The sequence below is a fragment of the Pseudomonas glycinae genome (genome assembly GCF_001594225.2).
In the GTDB taxonomy this organism is placed as follows: Bacteria; Pseudomonadota; Gammaproteobacteria; order Pseudomonadales; family Pseudomonadaceae; genus Aquipseudomonas; species Aquipseudomonas glycinae.
Map to the genome: position 1 here is coordinate 5,235,138 of NZ_CP014205.2, position 26,933 is coordinate 5,262,070.

Consider the following 26,933-nt stretch of genomic DNA (forward strand, 5'->3'; position numbering starts at 1 on the left):
CAGCAGCATAGCCAACTGCACGCGAGTATGCGGTGCGCCGACGCAATCGTCACCGGTTCAAGTGCCGCAAACGTGACGGCCGCCCCGGTGGGGCGGCCGTTGTTCACGCATCAGCTGTTGTTGTGGTCGACCTTGATGGTCGGATCGCTGCCGGCAATCAGGTTGTGAATGTTGGCACTCGACCAGTTGTTGCCTTCCAGTTTGATCGTCACGTCCGGTGTCGCGGCCGCGGCATCGCCCGAGTTGAACTTGCCGCCAGAGCTGACTTGCAGCGACGACACGCCGTCGACCGTGGTGATCTTCAGGAAGTTGTCGATGGTGCTGCCGGTCTCGCCTTGCAACAGGTCGCGCAGGTCGATGCGGTCGCCTTCGCTGGCCTTGAAGTCCTTGATCACGTCGTTGCCGGTGTCGCCCGCCTTCCAGACGAAGGTGTCCGCACCGGAACCACCGATCAGGATGTCGTTGCCCTGACCGCCGATCAGCGTGTCGTTGCCCGTGCCGCCGAGCAGGATGTCATTGCCCTTGCCGCCGTCGAGCAGGTCGTTGCCGCCCGAGCCGAACAGGATGTCATTGCCCGCGCCGCCCAGCAGCGTGTCGTTGCCGTCGTGGGCACCGGACACATCGAACGCCTGATAGTGCTCGGTGATGTACTGGTGCACGTTGCTGGTGGTGACTTTGCTGACGTCGACCCCGGTTTCCTTGGCCACGAACGCCTGCATTGCCTGATAACCCTCGCCGGCAATGCCGTTGAAGCTCACCAGGTCGCCGAACAGGATGTCGTTGCCGTCGCCACCGCTGACGGTGTCGTTGCCCGGCATCGTCGCTTCGGTGTGACCGATGATCGAGTTGGCCAGGTCCTTCGGATCGATGTTGGTCTGTGGCGTCTTGTCCGAATCGTACGGTTTCAGGTCGTTGAGGCTGACACCGCTGTTGATGCCGATGGCTTCAACGTTCGACAAACCGTTGAGCAAGGCGAAACCGCTGCTGGCGTTATCGGTGGTCGTCGTCGTGGTGCTGCTGCCGTTGCCCGCCAGGCTCGAGAACTCGTAAGTACCGTCACCCTGGGCGTGCAAGGTGCCGAAGTTCTGGTACGACCAGTTGCCGCCGGACTTGGTCCAGACCGTCACGTAGCCCGAGGCACTGATGTCGATCTGGTGCGAGCTGTCCGGGTAGAGGCTGACAGCTTTGCCCAACTGATAGTTGCTGGTGGTGATCAGGCTATCGAGGGTTTTGTTGCCGTAGAGCGTCGGGTTGGTCGACTCGTTGCTCTGGTAGTAGGTCGGCTGGCCGTCGGTGATGAAGTACGTGAGGTTCTTCGCCCCGGTGTTGGCCACGGCCTCGGCACTCTGGAACCAGTTGGCGGTGGTCTTGAACACGTCCTCGTAGTTGGTGCCACCACCGGACGACATCGAGTCCAGCACGGCCTTGAGCAAGGTCAGTGCGTTCGGGTCGTTGAGGTTCACCGATACGGACTTGTTGACCTGGGTATCGAAGTCCACCAGGAAGATGTTCACCGTCCCCGAGTTGCTGCCGCCCAGGCTCTGCTTGAGGGTGTTGAACACCGACGTCAGCGAGTCCTTGGCGGCGTTGATCGACGAGGCGCTCATGCTGCCCGAGCTGTCGACCATGAACGCGATGTTGTAGTTGGTGCCCGGCACCACGGTCAGGCCGCCGATGTCGGCGACGATGATGTCGTTGCCGTCGGTGCCGGTGACGGTGTCGTCAGCCGAAGTGGCGACCACCGCGTTGTACACCGCTGGCACCACGGTGACCGGGATGGTTGCAGTGGTGCTGGCCGAGCCGCCAACCTGTTCGGTTGAGGTCGAGGTCACGGTCAGGTTGAACTGGCCGTTGTAGTAGGTCGGCGGGGTCACGGTCAGGGTGCCGAGGTTCCAGCCGGTGACGTTGGCGTCGCCGCTGGTGGCGGTCACGGTGAAGCTGTGGCCTGCGCCATCGCTGAGCACCGAACCGACCGGTGCGCCGCTGATCTTGATGCTCAGGGTTTCCGAGCCGTCGGTGTCGGTCAGCGCGGTGCTGATCGACGACAGTTTCACCGTGGTGCCTTCGGCGCCGGTGTTGAGCTTGTAGCCGTCGTAATAGCCTTCGCCGTTGCTGCCGTGCAGATCGGAGACGGTCACGCCGGCATTCACCAGATCCTGCACGCCGGTGTAGATCGGCACGCCGGCACTGCTCAGGTCGATCGGCGTGCTGCCGTTGACCGACAGGTTGACGTCGTAGCTGCCCGGGCCGCTCTGGTTGTGGTGGTAGATGTCCAGGGTGTAGTAGCCGCTGGTGGTCGGGGTGAACGAACCGTTGAGGTTGCCGCCCGCGCCCCACGTCGTGGACGCCACGTTCTTGCCACCGATGGTCACCAGCAGGCTGTCATCACCGGTGCCGCTGAAGGTGTAGGTCTTGCCGGCTTCCAGATAGATCAGGCCCGAGGTTTTCGACGCGGTGCCGGCGGTCACGCTGCCGTCGGACTGCACGTTGTTCACGGTACCGCTGGTGTTCGGCTTGCCTGCGCCGTCGATCACGTTTTTCAGGGTGGTCGAGTTGGCGCCGCTGCCATCAGTGCCCAGGCCCGACAGACCGGTCCAGACTTCCTTGATCAGCCCGGTGGACTTCACGCTGTTGTCGGCCACCGACAGGGTCGGTGCATCCGCCACCGGCGTGATGTCGATCTTGATGGTGCCAGTGTTGCCCAGCAACTGGCCGTCGGTTGGCTGGAATTTGATCTGCGCGTAGTCGGCCTGATTGTTACCAACGCCATTGCCACCGTAACCGTTCACACCCGACTCGTTGGCATCCGGCAGGAAGCGCAGCTTGCCGGCGTCGATATCGGCCTTGCTGAAAGTCTGGTTGTTGGCGACGTCTTTCCAGGTCGAGCCGTCCAGATACTGCAGTTTGCCTTCGCCCGGCAGCTGGGTGATTTTCACGCCCAGGCTGCTGGCCGGGCTGTCGACATCGCTGACGCCGAAGGTCGACCAGCCGAGGATCAGCGGGGTGTCTTCAGTGCCGGTGACGTTGACCGGTGCAGCGACCGGCGCATCGTTGACCGCCACCACGTTGACCGTGGTGGTCGCGGTGTTGGAGTAGTTGCCGCCATCGGTCACGGTCACGGTAATGATCCGTGGCACGGTGCTCGGGTCTTCACTGCTGTTGGTGAAGCTGATGTTCTTGATGGCCTGCATGTAATCGGCCAGCGTCGCGTTGCCCGACAGGGTCAGGGTGACGGTGCCGTTGGTGCTGTTGGCGTTGATGGTGATGCCGTTGACACTGTTGCCCAGATTCAGCGCATCGCCGTCCTGACGGTTGGTCAGCACGACGGTGGCGCCGGTCAGCATGGTGCTGTCCGGGTCGGTGATCTTGATGTCGGTGTCGGCAATCGACACGCCCGCGCCCGGGGTGTTCTCGGTGAAGGTCACCTTGTAGTCGGCCCCCGTTGCACCGCTGGAGTTGTTGGCGTCGAGGTCGATGACCGGTGGCGCATCGTTGTCGATGATCGAGGTGCTGACGCTGCCATTGGTGCTGCTGACTGCCAGGTTCTCGAAGTTGCCGCCGGTGGCCGAATCGATCTTGACCACGAAGTTCTCGGTGCCTTCGGTGATCTTGTCATCGATGGTCGCAACGTTGAACTGCGCGCTGCTGGCACCTGCCGGGATCTTCACTGTGTACACCCCGGTGAAGTCCGAACCGTCGGCGGCGGTGCCGCTGTAGACGATTTTCAGGGTGACTTCGGTTTGCGCCGGGTTGGTCAGGCTGACGGTGTAGGTTGCGGTCTGACCTTCGGTCACCGAGGTGCTGCCGGTGATGCTGACGGTGGTGGTGTCGATGGTATCGGTGACGCTGGTCACGGCTGGTGTGTTGCTGGTCACCAGGTTTTCGAAATTGCCGCCCGTGGCATTGGTGATCGTGGCCTGCACGTTGCCGGCGTCTTTGTAGACGTCGTCAGCTGGCGCAGGAACGGTCACGGTGCCGGTGGTCTTGCCCGCTTCGATGGTGATCACCGAACCGTTGCTCAGGGTCACGGTCACTGGCGAGCCTGCGGCGTTGGTCAGGGTTGCGGTGTAAGTGATCGAGCCACCTTCGGCGACCGAGTTGGTGGCGCTCAAGGACAGGTTGGTGGTGTCGATGGTGTCGGTGACGGTGGTGCTGACCGGTGTCTTGTCGGCCACGAGGTTTTCGTAGTTGCCGCCGCTGACGTTGGTGATGGCGTTGGTCAGCGGAGCGTGGCCGGTCAACGCGTCGTTCGGCGCGGTAGTGGTCACGGTGCCGGTGGTTTTGCCGACTTCGATGGTGATCGACTGACCGTTCGACAGAGTCACGGTCACTGGCGAGCCAGTCACCGGCGCACCGACAGTGGCGGTGTAGACAACGTTGCCACCCTCGGCCGCTGTTGCGGTCGCGGTCAGCTTCACGGTGGTGGTGTCGATGGTGTCAGTGACGTTGGTCACGGCCGGTGTGTTGCTGGTCACCAGGTTTTCGAAGTTGCCACCGGTGGCCGACTTGATTGTTGCCTGAACAGTGCCGGCGTCCTTGTAGACGTCGTCGGCTGGCGCAGGAACGGTCACGGTGCCGCTGGTTTTACCGGCTTCGATGGTGATCACGGCGCCGTTCGACAGGGTCACGGTCACTGGCGAGCCAGCGGCGTTGGTCAGGGTTGCGGTGTAGATGATCGAACCACCTTCGGCCACGGTGCCGGTCGCGCTGAGCGTCAGGTTGGTGATGTCAATGGTGTCGGTGACGGTGGTGCTGACCGGTGTCTTGTCGGCCACGAGGTTTTCGTAGTTGCCGCCAGTAACGCCAGTGATCGCGTTGGTCAGCGGCGCATGGCCGCTGAGCGCATCGTTCGGCGCGGTGGTGGTCACGGTGCCCGTGGTCTTGCCGACTTCGATGGTGATTGACTGACCGTTGGCCAGATTCACGGTTACCGGCGAGCCAGTCACCGGCGCACCCACGGTAGCGGTGTAAGTGACGGTGCCACCCTCGGCCGCTGTTGCGGTTGCGGTCAGCTTCACGGTGGTGGTGTCGATGGTGTCAGTAACGCTGGTCACTGCTGGCGTGGTGCTGGTCACCAGGTTTTCGAAATTGCCGCCCGTGGCGTTGGTGATCGTGGCCTGCACGTTGCCGGCGTCCTTGTAGACGTCGTCGGCTGGAGCAGGAACGGTCACGGTGCCTGTGGTTTTACCGGCCTCGATGGTGATCACGGCGCCGTTCGACAAGGTCACGGTCACTGGCGAGCCAGCGGCATTGGTCAGTGTGGCGGTGTATGTGATCGAGCCACCCTCGGCGACCGAGTTGGTAGCGCTCAGAGACAGGTTGGTGGTGTCGACCGTGTCGGTGACGGTTGTCGAAACCGGGGTTTTATCAGCCACCAGATTTTCGTAGTTACCACCGCTCACGCCGGTGATGGCGTTGGTCAGCGGTGCATGACCGGTCAGCACGTCGTTAGGCGCGGTGGTGGTCACGGTGCCGGTGGTCTTGCCGACTTCGATGGTAATGCTCTGGCCGTTCGACAGGTTCACGGTCACTGGCGAGCCAGTCACAGGAGCGCCCACGGTGGCGGTGTAAGTGACAGTGCCGCCTTCAGCCGCCGACTCGGTGGCGGTGAGTTTCACCGTGGTGGTGTCGATGGTATCGGTGACCTGGGTCACGGCAGGAACAGTGCTCGGGACCAGATTTTCGAAGTTGCCACCGGTGGCATTGGTGATCGTGGCCTGCACGTTGCCGGCGTCCTTGTAGACGTCATCGGCTGGCGCAGGAACGGTCACGGTGCCGGTGGTTTTGCCGGCTTCGATGGTGATCACGGCGCCGTTCGACAAGGTTACGGTCACTGGCGAACCAGCGGCGTTGGTCAGGGTTGCGGTGTAAGTGATCGAGCCACCTTCGGCCACGGTGCCGGTCGCGCTGAGCGACAGGTTGGTGGTGTCGACGGTGTCGGTGACGGTAGTGCTGACCGGCGTCTTGTCGGCCACCAGATTTTCGTAGTTGCCGCCCGTCACGTTGGTGATGGCGTTGGTCAGCGGCGTGTGGCCGTTGAGTGCATCGTTAGGCGCCGTGGTCGTCACGGTGCCGGTGGTTTTACCCACTTCGATGGTGATGCTCTGGCCATTCGACAGGTTCACGGTCACTGGCGAGCCAGTCACAGGAGCGCCCACGGTGGCGGTGTAAGTGACAGTGCCGCCTTCAGCCGCCGACTCGGTGGCGGTGAGTTTCACCGTGGTAGTGTCGATGGTATCGGTGACCTGGGTCACGGCAGGAACAGTGCTCGGGACCAGGTTCTCGAAGTTGCCACCGGTGGCGGTCGAAATGGTCGCTTCGACTTTGCCGGCGTCTTTGTAGACGTCGTCTTTCGGTGCGTCGACGGTCACGGTGCCGGTGGTTTTGCCAGCTTCGATGGTGATGACAGCGCCGTTCGACAGGGTCACGGTCAGCGGGGTGCCGGCCGGGTTGGTCAGGGTAGCGGTGTAAACGATCGAGCCGCCTTCGGCCACGGTGCCGGTCGCGCTGAGCGACAGATTGGTGGTGTCGACGGTGTCGGTGACGGTGGTCGAAACCGGGGTTTTGTCAGCTACGAGGTTTTCGTAGTTACCGCCGCTCACGCCAGTGATCGCGTTGGTCAGCGGCGTGTGGCCGTTCAACGCATCGTTTGGCGCAGTGGTGGTCACGGTGCCAGTGGTCTTGCCCACTTCGATGGTGATCGACTGACCGTTGGACAGCGTCACGGTGACGGGCGAACCGGTCACAGGTGCGCCCACGGTCGCGGTGTAAGTAACGGTGCCGCCTTCAGCCGCCGACTCGGTGGCGGTGAGTTTCACCGTAGTGGTGTCGATGGTGTCGGTGACTTCGGTCACGGCCGGAACGGTGCTCGGCACCAGATTTTCGAAGTTGCCACCGGTGGCGGTCGAAATGGTTGCTTCGACTTTGCCCGCATCTTTGTAGACGTCGTCTTTCGGTGCGTCGACGGTCACGGTGCCGGTGGTTTTGCCGGCCTCGATGGTGATCACGGCGCCGTTCGACAAGGTCACGGTCACTGGCGAGCCAGCGGCGTTGGTCAGGGTCGCGGTATAGGTGATCTGGCCACCCTCAGCCACGGTGCCGGTCGCGCTGAGCGACAGGTTGGTGGTGTCGATGGTGTCGGTCACAGTGGTGCTGACCGGAGTTTTGTCGGCGACCAGATTTTCGTAGTTGCCACCGCTCACGTTGGTGATCGCGTTGGTCAGCGGAGCATGACCGGTCAGCGCATCGTTCGGCGCGGTGGTGGTCACGGTGCCAGTGGTTTTGCCCACTTCGATGGTGATGGTCTGGCCGTTCGACAGGGTGACGGTCACTGGCGAGCCGGTGACAGGTGCACCCACGGTCGCGGTGTACGTAACGTTCCCGCCTTCAGTCGCCGACTCGGTCGCGGTCAGTTTGACCGTGGTGGTGTCGATGGTGTCGGTGACTTCTGTTACGGCTGGAACGGTGCTCGGAACGAGGTTCTCGAAGTTGCCACCGGTTGCATCCTTGATGGTGACTTCGACTTGGCCGGCATCTTTGTAAACGTCATCGGTAGGTGCTGGAACGGTCACCGTGCCGGTAGTTTTACCGGCCTCGATGGTGATCACGGCGCCGTTCGACAGGGTCACGGTCAGCGGGGTGCCAGCCGGGTTGGTCAGGGTAGCGGTGTAAACGATCGAGCCGCCTTCGGCCACGCTGTCGGTCGCGGTCAGCGACAGATTGGTGGTGTCGACGGTGTCGGTCACGGTGGTGCTGACCGGCGTTTTGTCAGCGACGAGATTTTCGTAGTTACCGCCGCTCACGCCGGTGATCGCGTTGGTCAGTGGCGCATGACCGTTGAGCGCATCGTTTGGCGCAGTGGTGGTGACGGTGCCAGTGGTCTTGCCCACCTCGATGGTGATCGATTGACCATTGGCCAGGGTCACGGTGACCGGCGAGCCAGTCACAGGAGCACCAACGGTGGCAGTGTAAGTAACGGTGCCACCTTCAGCGGCCGTTTCGGAAGCGGTCAGCTTCACGGTCGTCGTGTCGATGGTGTCGGTGACTTCTGTTACGGCTGGAACGGTGCTCGGAACCAGGTTCTCGAAGTTGCCACCGGTGGCGGTCGAAATGGTTGCTTCGACTTTGCCCGCATCTTTGTAGACGTCGTCTTTCGGTGCGTCGACGGTCACGGTGCCGGTGGTTTTGCCGGCCTCGATGGTGATCACGGCGCCGTTCGACAAGGTCACGGTCACCGGAGTGCCGGCCGGATTGGTCAGGGTCGCGGTGTAAACGATCGAACCACCCTCGGCTACCGAGCCAGTTGCGCTCAGGGTCAGGTTGGTGGTGTCGACGGTGTCGGTCACGGTGGTGCTGACCGGCGTCTTGTCGGCCACCAGACTCTCGTAGTTACCGCCGCTCACGCCGGAGATCGAGTTGGTCAGTGGCGCATGACCGTTGAGCGCATCGTTTGGCGCAGTGGTGGTGACGGTGCCAGTGGTTTTGCCGACTTCGATGGTGATCGACTGACCATTGGCCAGGGTCACGGTCACAGGCGAACCGGTGACAGGCGCACCGACGGTAGCGGTGTAAGTAACGGTGCCGCCTTCAGCCGCCGACTCAGTCGCGGTGAGTTTCACCGTGGTGGTGTGGATGGTGTCGGTGACGTTGGTCACGGCCGGAACAGTGCTCGGCACTAGGTTCTCGAACCCACCGCCGGTAGCGGTCGAAATGGTCGCCTCGACTTTGCCGGCGTCCTTGTAGACGTCGTCTTTTGGTGCATCGACGGTCACGGTGCCGGAGGTTTTACCGGCCTCGATGGTGATCACGGCGCCGTTGCTCAACGTTACGGTCACCGGAGTGCCGGCAGCGTTGGTCAGGGTCGCGGTGTAGGTGATCTGGCCACCTTCGTTGACTTCCGGCGTCGCGCTCAGAGTCAGGTTGGTGGTGTCGACGGTGTCGGTCACGGTGGTGCTGACCGGGGTCTTGTCGGCCACCAGATTTTCGTAGTTGCCGCCGCTCACGCCGGTGATCGAGTTGATCAGCGGTTCGTGACCGTTGAGTGCGTCGTTCGGCGCGGTAGTGGTCACGGTGCCGGTGGTTTTGCCGACTTCGATGGTGATCGACTGACCGTTGGACAGGGTTACGGTCACAGGCGATCCGGTTACCGGAGCGCCGACAGTCGCGGTGTAAGTGACGGTACCGCCTTCAGCCGCCGACTCGGTCGCGGTCAGTTTGACCGTAGTGGTGTCGATGGTATCAGTGACTTCGGTAACAGCTGGAACAGTGCTTGGCACCAGGTTCTCGAAGTTGCCGCCGGTTGCATCCTTGATGGTGACTTCGACCTTGCCCGCGTCTTTATAAACGTCATCGGCGGGGGCTGGAACGCTCACGGTGCCGGTGGTCTTACCGGCTTCGATGGTGATTACGGCACCGTTCGACAGCGTCACGGTGACCGGCGTGCCCGCCGGGTTGGTCAGGGTCGCGGTGTAAACAATCGAACCACCCTCGGCCACGGTACCGGTCGCAGTCAACGACAGGTTGGTGGTGTCGACGGTGTCGGTGACCGTAGTCGAAACCGGGGTCTTGTCGGCAACGAGGTTCTCGTAATTGCCGCCGCTCACACCAGTGATCGAGTTAGTCAGTGGCGCATTGCCGGTCAACGCATCGTTCGGCGCGGTGGTGGTCACGGTGCCAGTGGTTTTGCCCACTTCGATGGTGATCGACTGACCGTTGGCCAGGGTCACGGTGACAGGCGAACCGGTCACTGGCGCGCCAACGGTAGCGGTATAAGTGACAGTGTCACCTTCAGCTGCCGATTCGGTCGCAGTGAGTTTTACCGTGGTGGTATCGATGGTGTCGGTGACTTCGGTGACGGCCGGAACGGTGCTTGGCACCAGGTTCTCGAAGTTGCCACCGGACGCATCCTTGATGGTCACTTCGACTTTGCCGGCATCCTTGTAGACGTCATCGGCCGGGGCTGGAACGGTCACGGTGCCGGTGGTTTTACCAGCGTCGATGGTGATGACCGAGCCATTGCTCAAGGTTACGGTCACCGGGGTGCCGGCAGGATTGGTCAGGGTCGCGGTGTAAACAATCGAACCACCCTCGGCGACGGTGCCAGTGGCGCTCAGGGTCAGGTTGGTGGTGTCGGCAACGTCGGTAACCGTGGTCGAAACCGGAGTCTTGTCGGCCACCAGATTTTCGTAATTACCGCCGGAAACGCCGGTGATCGAGTTGATCAGCGGTTCGTGACCGTTGAGTGCGTCGTTCGGCGCGGTGGTGGTCACGGTGCCAGTGGTTTTGCCCACTTCGATGGTGATCGACTGACCGTTGGACAGGGTTACGGTGACAGGCGAGCCGGTCACTGGCGCGCCAACGGTAGCGGTATAAGTGACAGTGCCACCCTCAGCCGCCGATTCGGTCGCAGTGAGTTTCACCGTGGTGGTGTCGATGGTGTCAGTGACTTCGGTGACAGCGGGAACAGTGCTTGGCACCAGGTTCTCAAAGTTGCCACCGGACGCGTCCTTGATCGTGACTTCAACCTTGCCTGCGTCTTTGTAGACGTCATCGGCCGGCGCCGGAACGGTCACGGTGCCGGTGGTTTTACCAGCGTCGATGGTGATGACCGAGCCATTGCTCAAGGTTACGGTCACCGGGGTGCCGGCAGGATTGGTCAGGGTTGCGGTATAAACAATCGAACCGCCTTCGGCCACTGAGCCAGTCGCGGTCAGCGACAGGTTGGTGGTGTCGATGGTGTCGGTGACTTCAGTCACCGCCGGAACGGTGCTTGGAACGAGATTTTCGAAGTTGCCGCCGGACGCATCCTTGATGGTCACTTCGACTTTGCCGGCATCTTTGTAAACGTCATCGGCAGGTGCTGGAACGGTCACGGTGCCAGTGGTTTTACCCGCTTCAATCGTGATGACGGAGCCGTTGCTCAACGTCACGCTCACCGGCGTACCCGCAGGATTGCTCAGCGTCGCGGTGTAAACGATCGAACCACCCTCGGCGACGGTGCTAGTGGCGCTCAGGGTCAGGTTGGTGGTGTCGGCAACGTCGGTAACCGTGGTCGAAACCGGAGTCTTGTCGGCCACCAGATTTTCGTAATTACCGCCGGAAACGCCGGTGATTGCGTTGGTCAGTGGTGCATTGCCGGTCAACGCATCGTTCGGCGCGGTGGTGGTCACGGTGCCAGTGGTTTTGCCCACTTCGATGGTGATCGACTGACCGTTGGACAGGGTTACGGTCACAGGCGATCCAGTCACTGGCGCGCCAACAGTCGCGGTGTAAGTGACAGTGCCGCCTTCGGCCACCGAGGTGTCAGCCGTCAGTCTGACGGTCGAGGTGTCGATGGTATCGGTGACTTCCGTCACGGCAGGGACAGTGCTTGGAACAAGGTTCTCGAAGTTGCCACCGGACGCATCCTTGATGGTCACTTCGACTTTGCCGGCATCCTTGTAGACGTCATCGGCCGGGGCTGGAACGGTCACGGTGCCGGTGGTTTTGCCCGCTTCGATGGTGATGACCGAGCCATTGCTCAAGGTTACGGTCACCGGCGTGCCGGCCGGGTTGGTCAGGGTTGCGGTATAAACAATCGAACCGCCTTCGGCCACTGAGCCAGTCGCGGTCAACGACAGGTTGGTGGTGTCGATGGTGTCGGTGACTTCAGTCACCGCCGGAACGGTGCTTGGCACCAGGTTCTCGAAGTTGCCACCGGACGCATCCTTGATGGTCACTTCGACTTTGCCGGCATCCTTGTAGACGTCATCGGCCGGGGCTGGAACGGTCACGGTGCCAGTGGTTTTACCTGCTTCAATCGTGATGACGGAGCCGTTGCTCAACGTCACGGTCACCGGGGTGCCGGCAGGATTAGTCAGGGTCGCGGTGTAAACAATCGAACCACCCTCGGCGACGGTGCCAGTGGCGCTCAGGGTCAAGTTGGTGGTGTCGACGGTATCGGTAACGGTGGTGGAAACCGGGGTTTTGTCGGCCACGAGGTTTTCGTAGTTGCCGCCGGTAACACCCGTGATCGAGTTGGTCAGCGGCGCCTGTCCGTTCAGCACATCGTTTGGTGCAGTCGTGGTGACGGTGCCGGTGGTTTTGCCGACTTCGATGGTGATCGATTGACCGTTGGCCAAAGTGACAGTCACTGGCGAGCCTGTGACCGGTGCGCCAACCGTGGCGGTATAGGTCACGGTGCCGCCTTCGGCGACCGAAGTATCAGCCGTCAGTTTGACGGTCGACGTATCGATGGTGTCGGTCACTTCGGTGACGGCTGGAACGGTGCTCGGCACCAGGTTCTCGAAGTTGCCGCCGGTGGCGTCCTTGATGGTCACTTCGACTTTGCCGGCGTCTTTGTAGACGTCATCGGCTGGCGCCGGAACGGTCACGGTGCCGGTGGTTTTGCCCGCTTCGATGGTGATGACAGAGCCGTTGCTCAACGTTACGGTCACCGGGGTGCCGGCAGGGTTGGTCAGGGTCGCGGTGTAAACAATCGAACCACCCTCGGCGACGGTGCCAGTGGCGCTCAGGGTCAGGTTGGTGGTGTCGGCAACGTCGGTAACCGTGGTCGAAACCGGGGTCTCATCGGCCACCAGATTTTCGTAATTACCGCCGGAAACGCCGGTGATCGAGTTGGTCAGCGGTGCGTTGCCAGCCAATGCGTCGTTCGGCGCGGTGGTGGTCACGGTGCCGGTGGTTTTGCCCACTTCGATGGTGATCGACTGACCGTTGGACAGGGTAACTGTGACAGGCGAACCGGTCACTGGCGCGCCAACGGTAGCGGTATAAGTAACGGTGCCGCCTTCTGCAACCGAAGTATCAGCCGTCAGTTTGACCGTCGACGTGTCGATGGTGTCAGTCACTTCGGTGACAGCGGGAACAGTGCTTGGCACCAGGTTCTCGAAGTTGCCGCCGGTGGCGTCCTTGATGGTGACTTCGACTTTGCCGGCGTCTTTGTAGACGTCATCGGCTGGTGCCGGAACGGTCACGGTGCCAGTGGTTTTGCCAGCTTCGATGGTGATGACGGAGCCGTTGCTCAACGTCACGGTCACCGGGGTGCCGGCCGGGTTGGTCAGGGTCGCGGTATAAACGATCGAACCACCTTCGGCCACGGAACCGGTAGCGCTCAGCGACAGATTGGTGGTGTCGATCGAGTCGGTGATGGTGGTGGTCGCTGGCGTCGTGTTCGGCACCAGGTTCTCGAAATTGCCGCCGGTAGCACCGGTAATCGTGGTGCTGACGGTGCCGCCGTTGTTGTAGACGTCATTCGGCGCGGTCGGCACGTTGACGCTGCCGGTGGTCTGGCCGGCGCCGATGGTGATGGTCGAGCCGTTCGACAGGGTGACGGTCACCGGGGTCTGCGCCGGGTTGGTCAGCGTGGCGGTGTAGGTGATCTGGCCACCTTCGACCACGGTGCCGGTGGCGGTCAGGGTCAGATTGGTGGTGTCGACCGAATCGACAATGTTGGTGACGGCCGGTGTCGGGTTCGGCACCAGGTTTTCGAAGTTGCCGCCCGTGGCACCCGTGATGGTGGTGGTGACGGTGCTGCCATTGTTATAGACGTCATTCGGCGCGGTCGGCACGTTGACGGTGCCGGTGGTCTGGCCGGCGCCGATGGTGATGGTCGAGCCGTTGGACAGCGTGACGGTCACCGGCGTCTGCGCCGGGTTGGTCAGCGTGGCGGTGTAGGTGATCTGACCGCCTGAATCAGGCTTAGGCCGACCGTCAAGGTGCTGGAAGATGGTGTCAGCTGGATGCTCGGTGACCTGGGTCGTTGCGGGGCATGGTCAACAAGATGCTGGTCAATACCATTGGCGGCGTGATGGAGCCGGTGAGCGATCACGTACTAACTTCGTATCGGATACATTATACACAGTGTCATACGGCGCGATGGGCACGTTGACGGTGCCGGTGGTGTAACCGGCGCGGAATGATGATGATCGCGCCGTTGGACAGGGTGATGGTCACGGTCGGTCAGCGGCGGGTTTGTCAGGGTGGCGGTGTACAGGAGAACGTGACCGGCTTCGGTGATGCACGGCTTGGCGCTGAGGCGTCAGGGTCGATTCGCGCATGGTGTTGTCGATGGTGTCGGTGATCTGGGTCGTGGCCGGTGATGTTCTGCGGAGTCACGGTGATGCCGTTGCCGCCGTTGATGCCGGTGACGGTCAGGTCAATCAATGGTCGGGTCGATATAACCAGCTGTCGCATCGAGCATCACGAAGCATGTTGCCGGTACCGGTGGTAGCACCAGTGCCAGCGACTCACGATCACGGCTGCGTTGGATTCAAGGGTGATAGTCAGGTCGGACAGCGGCGGCTATGTCATTGTTGCAGGTGTACTACCAGAACGGCGCCGGCTTCGGTGATGGTCGGCTTGGCGCTGAGGCTCAGTGGTGGATTCGTGCAGAGTGTTGGCGGTGGAGTGAGTGGTCATGGCCGCCGATCGATCGTTCTGCGCAGTCTGGCCAGTAGCATTGATGCCTGCGGTCGGGAAACGCCATTGTCGAGTTGATCGCCGGCGAACAGTCGCATCGAGCATCAACGAGTACGCTATGGCCGCCCACTGGGGACACCACGAAACCCAGCAGCGCACAATGCTTTTGACGATGGCTACAAGGGCAGTAGTCATTGACGACATCTGCGGCGATGTCATGTTGCAGTTGACTTCTATCGACGTGATGGCTGTGTGCGGTGGCTTCAGTCAGGACAGTACTTTAAAAAATGTGGAACAAAGTTGACGCTGCCATTCGTGAATATTATGGCCTAGATTCTATCGTGATTAACTATCTGCCAGAACTATTGACACGGTTCTGGAAATGCCGATGTCTACCTAATCGTCCGGCGAACAGCCTGTCACCTTCAATAATTATGCGACGACCTGCCCTTCAGCGTGAGATCACGAAAACCTGATTTACAATGCTTTCTGACATATGGTCATACCGATTGCTCATCTTCCGACTCAGCGTGAATCATTTTGCAGTTGACTTCCATAGACCAGATAGCTGTCTGGGACCTCTTTAGTCTGCGTACGTACTTTAACAAAGGTTTACCCAACGCTCTCGCCGCTGTCATTCGTACAAGCACAATTTTTACTAGAATTCATTCAGCGATTCACTTTATGTCCAACCGTAAATCCCTTCAGGGTGTCATCCTAACCGACTGGTCGCGGTAATATCACATTAAAGGCTGCAAAATGTGGCTACCTGCCCAAGTTCGATCGTGCTGATGCAGTTCTGGTTTTAAAGTTACCGACATACGGTCACTACCGGTTGCCAATGGTGTCGGCAATCACAGGTCAACCCTAAATTGCAGTGATTCAAGACAATACGTCTGTGGGAAATGGTTTATGATGGTTTTGCGACGTTGATCGAAGTGGGGCGTTAACAAGCCATCGTCAACTCGCGCGCGTCTTTCGTACTCAGCACAATCCTAACGCAGCCGCGCTGCAGCGAGGCGCAGGATGTCTATCTGGAAATCCAGAGCCGTCGGGAGAACATGCGACTGGCCGCAGAAAATCAATTAAAAGCTGCACCAGGTGGATACCTACGCCCAGATCGATCAGCTGGGCAGTTATGGCGGTGACGGCAGCGATAGCGATCATGACCCGTGCCGAATGGTGGATGGCCCATGCCTGGAACACCCTGATCACCGCAGTGAGACCAATTTACGTCGAGTCGGAAATGGAATTTGACGGTTTAGCGCCGTCCAGCGCAGATGGGCGATCAACTGAAGCGACCGTCACCGTTCCTGGCGTATTCGCTGCTCGGCACAACCTGAATGCAGCGCGCTGAGCGAGATGCAGGAAAACAGCTGGATGTCCTGCACTCGTCGCGAATTCGATATCGTCGTTGCCGAAGAAACATTACAAGAGCCACCAAGTCGCATCTACTACCCGATCCAGCTTCGCACGCCGCGCTGCGTCGGCAGCGGTGACAACGACCTTGACCAGGCCAGAACGGTCAGAATAACGCATGGCCGGCAACAAGCTGCTCACTGCGCAGATCAACCTCGCCTATTCGGACAGCAACTACCTCAGCGCCGATCTGGACTCGAAGCTCGATCACCTGTCGCATCCGGCGCTGTACATCGGCAATAATGCCCTGCGTCAGTTGAATGAAGAACTGGGCCAGCAGATGCTGGAAAACAGCCCTGAACACTGCGCACTGCCGAGATGCCGATCTCTCCGCAGTCCGATAAACAGTACGAGACCTCGAAGTCGCACCTTTTACCCGCGTCAGTTCGACGCCTCGGTGGACCGCACCGCTGCAGAATTAGCTCGACAGCGAAAACGAGTCAGAACACCGCATGGCAGCGTCATGCTGAACTCAAACACATTCAACGTGTATTTAGTCAGTAGCGAATCAAGGCAGATCATGGAATCGAAGTCGTAGCTGACGAACCAGGGAGTGGTCACATCCTTAACATCCGTTGTGCAGAACGAGTTGAAGCCGAAGGACCAGCTGCCTGGGCTGAATTGAGATGTCCCTTAACAACTGCTACAGAGTGTCGAGCGTGCGAATCGCTCAGTCAGTCACGTTGATCACAGCACCTCGATGCGCACGCGCGTTACACAACGATCCGTTACAGGCTGGTGTGCACGCACTCTGCATGCTGGATTAGAAACTCGCCAGCGCAACCAAGTTGATCACCGGCTTCGCGGCGTCTGGCTGAAAACAAACACATTGAGTTATTTAGCTCAGTACCGCATGCAGGCGAGCATGGGCGCATTGCTGCAAGAGGCAGGGAGCTGCATCGCACGCTTGGCAAGCGATGTGCCGAACGATTGTGAAGCCGACGGTGTAGCTGCTCAAGGATGACTTGAGTTGTCCCTTTTCAACTGCTAACGAGTGTCGAGGGTGAGAATCAGACGTCAGTCGAGTTCATCTCAGTCAAAATCGACGCGCGTTGCACGACGATCCCTGGTTAGCTGCGATGGTGCTGGTCGACTCTCTACATGCTGCATCAGTAAACTTCGCCCAGCCGCAGCACAAATTCTGACGTCACCGGCCTGCACGCTGCCAAAACACCGCGTGCGTGCTCGTAGTTTCGCTACCCCGTGCAGCGGTTCGCGCTGGGCTGTAAGCCGACGCGATCGCTGCCAGTTTCCAGCTCGAAGATCATCCGGCGATTGCCATGCCGGCGCTGTTGGTGCTGAACGTCTATGACCGCGTAGTGCCGAACCAGGTCGAAGCTGACCGTGTGAGAACGACGCGCTGGTGCTGCTCAGCGACAGCTACCTGTTCGAGCTAATCCCTGAAGAGCCTGCGCAGCCTGCTGGCCGAGGATTAGACCGGCAAGAAAATGTACTTCGCTCATCTCCAGCACGCAATTCGAACGTCAACGACGGCATGGCCATGAAGTCCCGCCGTGCGCGGGTCGGCAGGTTTGCGCAGACACCTTCAAGCGTTCGCAGAGGCTGTATGCCGACTTCCTCGCCTCGCAGTATCCTGATCAACCTGATCGCCCTGGCCGCTTCACTGATCGTGATGAACATCTATGATCGCGTATTGTCGAAGCAGGCCGCATCGATGGTGTGGATTCTGGTGCTGGGCATCACCGATTGCGCCTAGCTGATCGAGCTACTCCTTGCAAAAGCCGCTGGTGGCAACCATGTGCCTGGACTCTGGCCGGCAAGAACACCGAGCTGATCATGTCCGCCAGGCTGATCGAACGCCTCGTCGGCCTCGATGCGATGAAGGTCACCGCCCGGCGCAAGTCGGCAACTTTGCCCAGAATATCCATGAGTACCAGAGCCTGGGCACCTTCAGTCGCCTCGAGCTGCGGGTGACCATGCTCTCCGATCTGACGCTGCCGATCACCCTGCTGATCCATCAGCTTGTCATGGTGATTCATGATGGTCATCTGGTGTGTATTCCGATGCTGGCCTTCAACCTGAGCATGGGCTGCCTGATCGGCTACTCCATGCTCAGAAGCCGCTGGTGTCAGCCCGCTGGAACGCACGCTGTCGCTGGTCTGCTGACGCGCTACCAGTCGAGGCTGCTGGAAACCCTGACCTGGGTCGATGCGATGAAGGTCAACAATGCCGCAAGCGAACGCCAATATCAGTAAGAACAGACCCTCTGCAGCCTCAAGGTGCTTCAAGCTGCGGGATCAAATGCTCTCCAGTCTGGCGCTTCACCTCACCCGGAGCAACAGAATCCAGCAGCTGAAGACCATTAAGCTGATGATCCGTCTTCGGCGAGAATATCAGCATCATCGGCGGCAACGTGAGCATGGGCAAAAGCTGATTGGCTGCAACATGCTCAGTGGGCGCTCTCTCAGCCGGACGACTGTGCGTTGCTGTGTGGACTGCGTCGACATCCGCTACGATCGACGTCAGCGAGGTGCACTATAACCTCGGCTACGTGCCGCAGAAGATTGAGTTGCTGGCCGAGCACACTTTCGACGAGCACCTGATTTGCGGCGCCCGTTACTTCAAGGCACGATCTAATGCCTGCAGCTCCGCTTGACCTAGCCGGCGTCCACAGAATTCGCGCGCCTGCACGCACATTAATCTGGAGCTGCAAGTCGGCGAGACGATGGGCATCATCTGTCGCAGTGGCTCAGCGGCAGAACGTCTCCTTGGCGCAATTGCTGGTCTGCCTCAATCCGCCGGACGACGGTGCGTTGCTGGTGGACGGCATCGACCAGCGCCATGAACAACATCAGCGAAGAACGCTACAAGCAACGGCTCACGGTGGTGGAGGACAATCAGACCGTGGTGGCTGGTGACGCAGCGCGACAACGCTGCTTTCGCTGGTCGCTCGCTTACGTGGAGGACGAGCGTGGTCAGCTTCAGGCCGCTGACCTGAAAGCGGGCGTCCATGAAATCGCTTGCCAGCAGGGGCAGGATTAGTGTAGCTGTAAGTCGGCGATTTCAAGCAGAATCTATCCGGCGGTCAGCTTCAGAAGGCTCGGCCTGGCTGCCGGGCCAGCTGTTGCCTGAATTCACCAATGCTGTTGCTTGAGGACGCGCCGCGCGTGATGCGCCTAACGATCTGGGCGAAGAACGGTTTCAAGGAATTCCTCGCTGCTGTGGTGGCCAACAAGACCGTGATCGACGAAGTGACGCACCGGGCAACGCTGCAAGTCGATTCGGTCGATCGAAGCTGCAGAAAATCCAGAACCTTGAGGGCAGTATTGTTTCCGAGCTGTTCGTCAAGCGACGGTCATGGAATCGTTGAAGCCGGCGCGCCGCTCAGTGTTGCTGGATAAGACGGGTTTCAATGCTTCGATCCGTCGGTGACATCAAAGGCTCGGCATCGCTGCATGTCGATGTTGCTGCGGGTCGATCACCTAAGTGCCTAGATCGATGACGCGGCGCGCGTGAATTTGCCTGAGGATCTGTGCGATCAACGGTTTCTTCGTGTTCCTGATGCTAAGAGCGAAGCTTCGCTCTACATCAGCCGACGTGAGCAAGTGCGACGGCAAGACGATTCGGTGGCTTGCAGAAGCAGAAAATTCAGCGTCAGCAAGAGCTGCGCGAATTCATTTCGAAACAGTTCGTCAAGTACGGCCAGCAACGTCGAGGCCTGCAACGCCAGGAAATGCAACATGTCTGAGCCGCGTTTTGGCTCCAAGGCTCGGTAACACCGAAGTTGAAGTGCTGTCGACTGAAACGTGCCGAAGTGGAGCACCTGAGTGTCGAGGTCGATGACCAGCACGCTGACTATTCCGCGCGCCGAATCGGTGCTCAAAGCCGTGCCGGGTCAAGCCACGAGCGAAGAGTCGCGTCAACATCCGCCGTCGTCAGCACCTGACACAGCTGAACGAAGGTGGCATTGACCTGAACAGTAGATTCAGGCCATCAGCAAGAGCTGCTGGAATTGACCTGGTCAACCGGACGCTCGTCACCTCGCCGGAACTGGGCCTCGTCAACACGATGGAAATCAACATGATCGAGCGGCTGGTGATCCAGGGCGCGGTATCGACCTGTTGGAAATCGTGCCGTTGGACTGACACGCTGCTGAAGTGGAAAGCGAAGATCCGCTCGCAGGCCATCACGCTTGCTCCATCCGGGCGCGGAATCGACGATGAAGGAATTACCGCGTAAGATCTACAGCAACTCACGGCAAATTCTGCAGGCGAAGCCTTGACTCAGCTCAACGCCGACACCATCACCGACCTGAAGACAAGCCCAAACCACCTACAATGTGCTGGAAGACTGGGTCAGCCGAACGCTCGTCATCTCGGCAGTGACGAGAAGCCGCATCTGATCAACCCGATGCTGGTCAACAGCATCGGTGGACATGATCCAGCCGGGCAGACGACCGTGTTGAGCAATCGTGCCTTAAGCCGATCATCCGGGTGCTGGTTGAAGCGAAGATCCGCCCGCAAGATCTCTTATTGCTCCATCCGGGCCAGGCAGTCACTGTGCAATTTACCTCGTATGACTACCGCATCTCCGACAAGTTTGACGGTGAAGCTAGAGCAGAACGTGGTCGACACTAGGTCCCTGAGGAAGACAAGCAAACCACCTACTATGTGATCCCGCTTTGCACCGAGCACATCCCTGTCAGTCAGTGACGAGAAATGGTTACTGATCATCCCGTGGATTGGTAAGCATTCGCCATATGGATATTCATTACCGGTATATAATATCGAATTGATCTATCTGCTCAAGTCGATCCTCCTGGGTACGTGCTGAGGCATCTGCACGACCGCACGATCATTATTACCCATCCGGACTCCATCGCTGGCAATTCTAATCGACGCAGCGCAGCTCCTAGAGCGTTCCGTGCGTGGAAGATAGAAAGATGTTCGCAGCTACTAGGTACCCTAAGCGGCGCTGACTTGCCAGCGCTGGAACCCGTTTGAAATTCACCCGATCAGCTGTGCCGTCAGTGCCGACATCATCGGCCTCGATCTGACCCATCCAGTCCATTCTTAAGCCTTCGCCATATCGTTATTCGATCACGCGTACTTTAATTACCACATTGTGGTATATCTCTACCAGTCAGCCTCACTGCGTACCAGCCGATCGATATCAGCGCGCCGCTACGACATGAAGCAGATCCACGTACTCCAGCGTGAGTTTCTGCTCGACGCACTCACCCTTGAACTCGTCATCGTTTGGAAGATTGATTGAAAACGGCCAGCAACATCTACCTCGAAGATGCCGGCAACTTCTGCGCACTCAAATCTCTCGCAATTCGCCCGAACAGCGGAGCCGTCGGCGTCGATACTGCATCGGCCAGGATCTGACCCGTCCGAAGTCAACGATACCGAGTTCGCCGACATTCACAACGCCTGGGACAGCCTCGCTCACCACGTTGTGGAAATCCGTCGACCAGCGCATCACTCGGCAACAGCAGATCGATTACAGCCGCGCGCTACAGCGAAACCAAATTCGCAGATCCACTGGTGCTCAAGCTAGATTCCGGAGCAACTGGCCCATGACGCGGAAATCGTGCACTCGGTGGTTCGCACCCATCGTGGAAAACGGCCAGAACATCGGCGTTGTTGATGCCGCGAAAATTTTAGCACTCGGATCGTCGTCCTGCCTAAAGACGAGAGCAAACCACTGCTCGATGAGCTGTACGCCCACAGCGAGCTGCCGTCCGAACATCTATCGCCATCCCTGTTCGCCGCCATGACCTAAAGTTCTGGGACAACCTGCTCGACGTGCTGCACCAAGCCGTCGACGGCTGCTCGGCTGCGCATTCCTACACCGCACGCTATATCGACACCACCATCGAAGGCAACTGGCGCCCAATCTTGATTCGCCGGAGCAACTGGCTCATGTCGCCAAGGTCTTGCATTCGCGCCGGTGGTTGGCAGCCATCCGGACCACGGTTTCAAGGCGTTGATCGTCCGCGCAGGTTTGAGGCGCCGCATCGTCGGCCTACGCGGAAGATGAAATCCGCATCACCGAACAGTTCGGCATTGTCTCTTTATTGCTCACAGCGTGGTGCGCGATCAGGAACATCTATCGCGAAGAATGGCAAGCCGGACGACCTGGAGATCAAGGACAACTGGACTCAGCTGATCCAGCTTGGCGCCGGCAGTCCCCGATGCAGCTGCGTCTCCAGTTGTATCGACATTACCATCGCGGGCGACGGGCCGTTTCTGATTCATCTGAGATCGCACTCATGTGCAAACAGAACTTCCAATCGCGTGGCCTGGCGTCGGCCAACTTCCTCGGTTACAACCTGATCAGCAACAATCTGAAGGTGCCAACCATGGCCGACTTCGACGGAGAAGAACCGCATTGCGGAACCGTTCGGCATTGTCTATTTATTGCAGTCAACGTGTTGCTGCAATCAGGGCGTGATCAAACAGTAGGGCAAGCAGGAAGGCTTCGACATCAAGGTCGACAAGTACACCATCGCTGTTCGGCGACGCGGCCGTCACTGCTGCGCTGCTTTCCGGTTGCATCGAGCTTACCGGCGCCGACTTCGGTCCGAAGCTGCCGATCTAGGATCGCAGGCACTGGACAATCCGAACGTCACAGCTGTGGCCTCACTCGGCAACTTCCCGTATTACGTGGTCAGCACCAAACTCAAGGTCACAACCATCGCTGTACTTCACCGAGAAATACCGCAATGCGAATGCCAAGAGCTAGAAAGCATTCGTCGAAGCCGTGCGCGAATCCGTGCAATATGCCGCAGAACGATAACAGTGGGGCGACAAGGACACTTACAATCGCGTCGACCAAGTCCACGATCGACCGTTCCGCGTAGCTGAACATCATCTACAACGCATAATTCGAATTCAGCGTCACGCCGAAACAGACCTAGCCGTTCTCCGAATTCGCTGTACCAGGATCAGCGCGATCAAGAACAAACCTGAATCGTGGATGAGGTACTCAATTCTTCTATGACGTGCTCAACCCGAACTCGCCAAGGGAGCTGATCGCCACTGAGACATTCCTTAACAAGAACCCCACGACCAACAACGCGATTCGTCACAGCGCCAGCACTGCAGGCGGTCAATTAGGTCAGCCACGATAAAGGCGCGACGGCGGACACTTAGATCGTGCGTGACCAAGGCCAAGATGGACCGCTTCGACGTTGCTGAACATGATCGACAACGTACAATTCGAATTCTAGCGTCATGCGGTAAAACCACCTTACTCAACGCCGTCGCCGAATTCCTCGTACCGTGTGAGGGCGCGATCCAAGAACAAGACCAGACTCGTGGAATGACTATTTGTTCCAGGACGCGAAACGTGGTGTTACAGGAGCTGATCGCCATGAACTGCCCCTTTGGAAAACCAGTCAACCAGCAACGTGATTGTTACCGCTGTAAGCCACGTGCAGGCTGACGAACAAGTCAGCCTCGAATAGCGCACGCTGCATTACCTGGAGAAGGTCGGCCTTGCGGCGTTTGCCGATGCCTATCCGGACAGCTTGTCAGTCGATCATACAGGCACGGTTGGTGATTGCTCGGTCGCTTGCGATGCAGCGGAAAATCCACCTTGTTGAAAGCCGTCGCCGGATTCATCGCGCCGTGTGATGGCGAGATCCGTCTGCAAGATGCAGCGCGTCGAATTGCTGGTGCTCTGAGCGGATGGTGGTGTTTCACTTAGTTCGATCAACAGCCACTCGATTGAAGAAGCGTCAAATAGACGGTAATCGTATCCTGCTGTTGTCCTCGCGCATCGGTGCCGAAAAAGGAAGCGGAAGAGCACAGTCCTGCAATACGATCTGGAGAAGGTTGGCGTTGTGGCGTTTGCCGAGTCGGCAAGGCGCATTCATCGGTTGTCTGTTGGCATGAAGGGCAGTGGGTGGCAATTGCGCGGGCACTGGCAATTCAGCTGAAAATCCGTATTGCTTAATGAGCCGTTCGCTGCGCAGGATTGCCCTGACTGAGCGCATAGATGCAGTCGGAATTGCTGCAAGACTTGGAAAAGGATCGTTTCACATTGTTGTACGTCAGCGACTCGATTGAAGAAGCGTTAGTTGTCGGCAATCGGATCCAGCTGTCTGTCCCGGCAACCGGGCTGGGTGAGGGCAAAAGTGCAGAGTCCTGAATATGCTCTGCCGAGCTCTTGGCGGTTGTGGCCCGGTTTCAGAACAACGACCAGCTGCTGCCGAGCTTCATGCAGAGTAGTCATGTTCTGTATGACGGGCAGCTCAGCGGCGAACTACTGAGCACGAAGTGGATTTCACTGATGATGCTGATCAATGGTTACTTGATCGGCATCGTCCTGGAGGATTGCCCTGATGACGCTGGCATTCATCGATCCAGGTAGGTCAAGACTTGGACAACACTCTGCCATCGCTGTACCACGCGCTCCCGGTGGATTGCGCAGTTGCCGCTGGGCCAGTTTCTGTGGCAACAGGGCTGGCTGCGCAAAAGCGTGATCCTGATTTTGCTTGCTGGTGCATTGGGAGGTGTGTGGCGCTGGTGTAGAACACTTACGACCTGGTGTTGTCGAGCTTCTTGGAAACCAGTCATGCGCTGTATGACGGCGTGCTCAATTACGAATTGCAGGGCAAGGTGTGGATCTTGCTGTTGATGCTGATCACGGGTTAGCTGCTCGGCATCGATTCTGGCCTTCGGGCTGACCATCGGCTGGCGGTTTCGACCCAGGTGGGTCGGACCTTGCTCAGCACTCTGACTTCGATGTTCAACGCCACTAGCGGCAATTGCGCTGCTGCGGCTGGTACATGTTGCAGAACTGGAACGAGCTGTACACCGAACAAGGTGATTTTCGGTCTGGCGGTGGTTATCCTCATCGGCTTGCTGGTGGAAACGCTGGTGTTCGACACACTTACGCCGGGTTTCTCGACGTGTCGGAAACGTTGGGGAATGCCGAGCGCAATTATTTTTTGAAGTGCAAGCATTTCGTGCTAATCAATCCTGATTCCGGTGACGAGTGCTCATCGATTCAACTGCCGGACATGAAAATCTGCTTGGTCTTCGCCTGGCACACCTTGCTCGCCGCCGAACAGCGTGTTCGGCGCCACGCGACGCATGAAGGTCAGCCTGGGCTGGTCCATGATCCAGCACCGCTAACGAGCTGTACACCGCGAAGGTGTTTGGCGATCTGATTTTGGTGTATGCTCATCGGGTTACTGGTGCCGACACCCAAGGTATTGGAGCTGCTGGAGCAGGTGACGGTGAAGTGTTGGAGCATGCAGCGCTGCTGTTTCTGCTCTGCTCGCATTGCGTGTGAATCAATGCAGCTTGGTCACGAGTGCTTCAGCATTCAACTGCCGGACATGAATTTTTTGGTCGGCGTGTACGACGGCAAGCTGTACGAGAGCCTCGATGAACTGGCGCCGCACTGTGAGTTGCGCATCGAACCTGAGGGCGCCGGCGACGATGAGGCCTTGCACGCAGAGGCGGATCGCGCTAAGCCGTTAGCAATCCGCTTTTGGTGCATGCCGGCCGTGAAACTACAGAACCTGTTTTCCACCCACTTCAGTGGAGCTGGTTCGAGCAGATCACGGGATGCTTGACGGAGCAATCAGCGCTGAGTGTTACGCTCGGTTTTTCCCAGATCAGCATGTGGCGCTGGGCACCTTGCGCCGTGGGCCTATCAACATTCGCGCTAACGATTTTTTCGTGGTCTTGAACGGCGAGAAGCTGTTATCGACACCCAGTATCCACTGGCGGCGCACTGTTCGCGTTGCCGGCTTCTTACCTGATGGTGCCGGTGCCCAATGAAGCGTTGCTCAACGTGCGGATCGAGCTGAGCTTGAGCAACATGCGCTCGTTCGACCTGCCGGAAGTCCCACTACCGACGCTGATTTTGACCCAGGCTTCGTCAGCCTGGTTCTTGACAATGACCCGTTGCTTACCGGTGAACTCACGGGAAAGCGTTACGCCGGTTTTTGCGACATCAACCTGTGCTGCCGGGGCATCGCCCGTGGGCCAATTGACACCGCTCTGAATGCCCTGGGTCTGAAACTGGCAAGAAGTCAATTATCGTCAGCACTAAGCCCTACTACCATGCTGCGATATTTTTCCCTGCCGGAGTTTGCCTGCATGACATCCCTGCCGGTCACGGCGCCGAATGCCGCTGCTGCTCCGATGGCCGCTGCGGCAGCTGTGTTTGAAGCTGCGGCTCATCATCGATCTGGTCGATCGTGCTGCTGACGGTGCTGGTGACTCAGGTCTGGCACCCGCGATTTTGACCAAGGACTCGGCCCATGGCTGACATTCGGGACACCCTGAAGATCTGCTACGACGAAGGCACCTGGCTGGTGGCACAGCCCTGACAATTGCGATCTCGGTGGCAGTTATAAACATTCACGCCGTCAATTTTCGGTGAGCACTAATCCCTACTACGCTTCACCGGTATTTTTCCCTCGGCGAGTTTAGCCTGCATGAGATGCTCTGCCGGTCACGGCGCCGAATTACGACAGCCTGCTGCTGCTGCGCCTCCGTGCCAGGGGTGTTCGGCGGCGCGGATTATCATCGATGCTGATGAGCGTTGCTGCTGGCGATTGCTGGTGTCGAATCTCAAGCTATATGGTGACGCCAGTTACGCCCTGACCGCCATTTTCGGCGCCCAGAGTCTCGGCTACACCGCAGGCACCTGGGTTGTGGACCAACTACATCGCGCTGTCAATGGACGTTCATGGCAAATCATCGCTGTGGTGCTCGGTGACCTTTTCCCTGGCGATGGTTCAGCCTGTGGGCCATCGACGAGTATCCTCTGCGTCTGGAATGCTCTGCCCGTTCGCTTCGAACTAGGAAAGGCCTGCTGCTGGGCTTTGCGGCGATCCTGCAATGCCTGGTGATCGGCGTGTTGCAGGGCAATCGCCTGATGACCGTTGCGCTTCGATTCGAACCTGCCAACATCACGCTTTACGTCGTCGCCGGTTACGCTGTTGCTGGTGACGTTTCTGATCCATGACTCGGTCACAGCCGCTGTCCGTTTTTCAAGTTGACCGAATACGTCGGCATCGGCAACTTGACGTTCTGGTAAATGATCGTTGGCCGGCGTGCTTGTATTGCTGCTGGCGATGGTTGCCTGGGGCATTCCGACGAGTACCC

The 26,933-nt window shown here is 59.0% G+C and carries 14 protein-coding genes and 3 pseudogenes; 12 read left to right on the plus strand and 5 right to left on the minus strand.

Annotation, left to right across the window (positions count from 1 at the left end; all coding sequences use genetic code 11):
* Positions 1-110: 110 nt before the first annotated feature.
* Positions 111-14,084: pseudogene (locus AWU82_RS24010) on the minus strand (immunoglobulin-like domain-containing protein); the annotation flags it as partial.
* 329 nt (positions 14,085-14,413) lie between these two features.
* Between AWU82_RS24010 and AWU82_RS24015 the strand changes: the two are divergent.
* From AWU82_RS24015 to AWU82_RS24035, 5 genes are all read left to right on the plus strand, one after another.
* Complete coding sequence (locus AWU82_RS24015) at positions 14,414-14,719, plus strand: hypothetical protein (protein ID WP_190241497.1); 306 nt, start codon at positions 14,414-14,416, stop codon at positions 14,717-14,719.
* 861 nt (positions 14,720-15,580) lie between these two features.
* Entirely contained in the window at positions 15,581-15,772 is a 192-nt protein-coding gene (locus AWU82_RS24020) for a hypothetical protein (protein ID WP_190241498.1), read from the plus strand.
* A gap of 180 nt (positions 15,773-15,952) precedes the next feature.
* Positions 15,953-16,372: a hypothetical protein gene (locus AWU82_RS24025; RefSeq protein ID WP_190241499.1), complete on the plus strand. Its 420-nt coding sequence runs from the start codon at positions 15,953-15,955 to the stop codon at positions 16,370-16,372.
* A 1,029-nt stretch (positions 16,373-17,401) separates the two neighbouring features.
* Positions 17,402-17,551 (plus strand): hypothetical protein, encoded by a 150-nt coding sequence (locus tag AWU82_RS24030; RefSeq protein ID WP_190241500.1) that lies wholly within the window; start codon positions 17,402-17,404, stop codon positions 17,549-17,551.
* 16 nt (positions 17,552-17,567) lie between these two features.
* Entirely contained in the window at positions 17,568-18,050 is a 483-nt protein-coding gene (locus AWU82_RS24035; protein ID WP_190241501.1) for a 6TM ABC transporter family protein, read from the plus strand.
* A 19-nt stretch (positions 18,051-18,069) separates the two neighbouring features.
* Here the strand turns inward: AWU82_RS24035 and AWU82_RS24040 are convergent, their stop codons facing one another.
* Positions 18,070-18,216, minus strand: a complete 147-nt coding sequence (locus tag AWU82_RS24040) for a hypothetical protein (protein ID WP_190241502.1) — start codon at positions 18,214-18,216, stop codon at positions 18,070-18,072.
* Between the two features lie 420 nt (positions 18,217-18,636).
* Between AWU82_RS24040 and AWU82_RS24045 the strand changes: the two genes are divergently transcribed.
* The 3 genes and pseudogenes from AWU82_RS24045 to AWU82_RS29650 all read left to right on the plus strand — a co-directional run bounded on the left by AWU82_RS24045 (position 18,637) and on the right by AWU82_RS29650 (position 20,432).
* Positions 18,637-18,837: a hypothetical protein gene (locus AWU82_RS24045; RefSeq protein ID WP_190241503.1), complete on the plus strand. Its 201-nt coding sequence runs from the start codon at positions 18,637-18,639 to the stop codon at positions 18,835-18,837.
* A pseudogene (locus AWU82_RS29605) lies at positions 18,833-20,303 on the plus strand (HlyD family secretion protein); the annotation flags it as partial. The gene AWU82_RS24045 and the pseudogene AWU82_RS29605, both read left to right, overlap by 5 nt.
* Entirely contained in the window at positions 20,289-20,432 is a 144-nt protein-coding gene (locus AWU82_RS29650) for a beta-barrel domain-containing protein (RefSeq protein WP_472516873.1), read from the plus strand. The pseudogene AWU82_RS29605 and the gene AWU82_RS29650, both read left to right, overlap by 15 nt.
* A gap of 1,794 nt (positions 20,433-22,226) precedes the next feature.
* Here AWU82_RS29650 and AWU82_RS29610 read toward each other — a convergent pair.
* Together AWU82_RS29610 and AWU82_RS24060 are read right to left on the minus strand one after the other, a co-directional pair.
* Entirely contained in the window at positions 22,227-22,358 is a 132-nt protein-coding gene (locus tag AWU82_RS29610) for a hypothetical protein (RefSeq protein ID WP_418333421.1), read from the minus strand.
* 985 nt (positions 22,359-23,343) lie between these two features.
* Positions 23,344-23,520 (minus strand): hypothetical protein, encoded by a 177-nt coding sequence (locus AWU82_RS24060; protein WP_190241506.1) that lies wholly within the window; start codon positions 23,518-23,520, stop codon positions 23,344-23,346.
* Between the two features lie 109 nt (positions 23,521-23,629).
* Between AWU82_RS24060 and AWU82_RS29655 the strand changes: the two are divergent.
* The 4 genes and pseudogenes from AWU82_RS29655 to AWU82_RS24075 form a co-directional block, all read left to right on the plus strand.
* Positions 23,630-23,971: pseudogene (locus AWU82_RS29655) on the plus strand (P-loop NTPase family protein); the annotation flags it as partial.
* Positions 23,972-24,595: 624 nt separating this feature from the next.
* Positions 24,596-24,979: a hypothetical protein gene (locus AWU82_RS24065; protein ID WP_190241507.1), complete on the plus strand. Its 384-nt coding sequence runs from the start codon at positions 24,596-24,598 to the stop codon at positions 24,977-24,979.
* Positions 24,980-24,988: 9 nt separating this feature from the next.
* A complete protein-coding gene (locus tag AWU82_RS24070; protein WP_190241508.1) occupies positions 24,989-25,390 on the plus strand; it encodes a type 2 periplasmic-binding domain-containing protein in 402 nt (133 codons plus the stop codon).
* A gap of 557 nt (positions 25,391-25,947) precedes the next feature.
* Positions 25,948-26,091, plus strand: coding sequence for a hypothetical protein (locus tag AWU82_RS24075; protein ID WP_190241509.1), 144 nt, complete (start codon positions 25,948-25,950; stop codon positions 26,089-26,091).
* A gap of 366 nt (positions 26,092-26,457) precedes the next feature.
* On the opposite strand, the gene AWU82_RS24080 is transcribed toward AWU82_RS24075, so the two are convergent.
* Positions 26,458-26,919, minus strand: coding sequence for a hypothetical protein (locus AWU82_RS24080; protein ID WP_190241510.1), 462 nt, complete (start codon positions 26,917-26,919; stop codon positions 26,458-26,460).
* Positions 26,920-26,933: the final 14 nt, after the last annotated feature.

What these genes read in the sequence shown, in the direction of transcription:
- AWU82_RS24015 (WP_190241497.1), top strand. Translation starts at nt 14,414, where the DNA reads ATGGCCGCCGATCGATCGTTCTGCGCAGTCTGGCCAGTAGCATTGATG.
- AWU82_RS24020 (WP_190241498.1), top strand. Translation starts at nt 15,581, where the DNA reads ATGACCCGTGCCGAATGGTGGATGGCCCATGCCTGGAACACCCTGATC.
- AWU82_RS24025 (WP_190241499.1), top strand. Translation starts at nt 15,953, where the DNA reads ATGGCCGGCAACAAGCTGCTCACTGCGCAGATCAACCTCGCCTATTCG.
- AWU82_RS24030 (WP_190241500.1), top strand. Translation starts at nt 17,402, where the DNA reads ATGCCGACTTCCTCGCCTCGCAGTATCCTGATCAACCTGATCGCCCTG.
- AWU82_RS24040 (WP_190241502.1), bottom strand. Translation starts at nt 18,216, where the DNA reads ATGCTCACGTTGCCGCCGATGATGCTGATATTCTCGCCGAAGACGGAT.
- AWU82_RS24045 (WP_190241503.1), top strand. Translation starts at nt 18,637, where the DNA reads ATGAACAACATCAGCGAAGAACGCTACAAGCAACGGCTCACGGTGGTG.
- AWU82_RS29610 (WP_418333421.1), bottom strand. Translation starts at nt 22,358, where the DNA reads ATGCAACCGGAAAGCAGCGCAGCAGTGACGGCCGCGTCGCCGAACAGC.
- AWU82_RS24065 (WP_190241507.1), top strand. Translation starts at nt 24,596, where the DNA reads ATGTTGCAGAACTGGAACGAGCTGTACACCGAACAAGGTGATTTTCGG.
- AWU82_RS24070 (WP_190241508.1), top strand. Translation starts at nt 24,989, where the DNA reads ATGCTCATCGGGTTACTGGTGCCGACACCCAAGGTATTGGAGCTGCTG.
- AWU82_RS24075 (WP_190241509.1), top strand. Translation starts at nt 25,948, where the DNA reads ATGCCGCTGCTGCTCCGATGGCCGCTGCGGCAGCTGTGTTTGAAGCTG.
- AWU82_RS24080 (WP_190241510.1), bottom strand. Translation starts at nt 26,919, where the DNA reads ATGCCCCAGGCAACCATCGCCAGCAGCAATACAAGCACGCCGGCCAAC.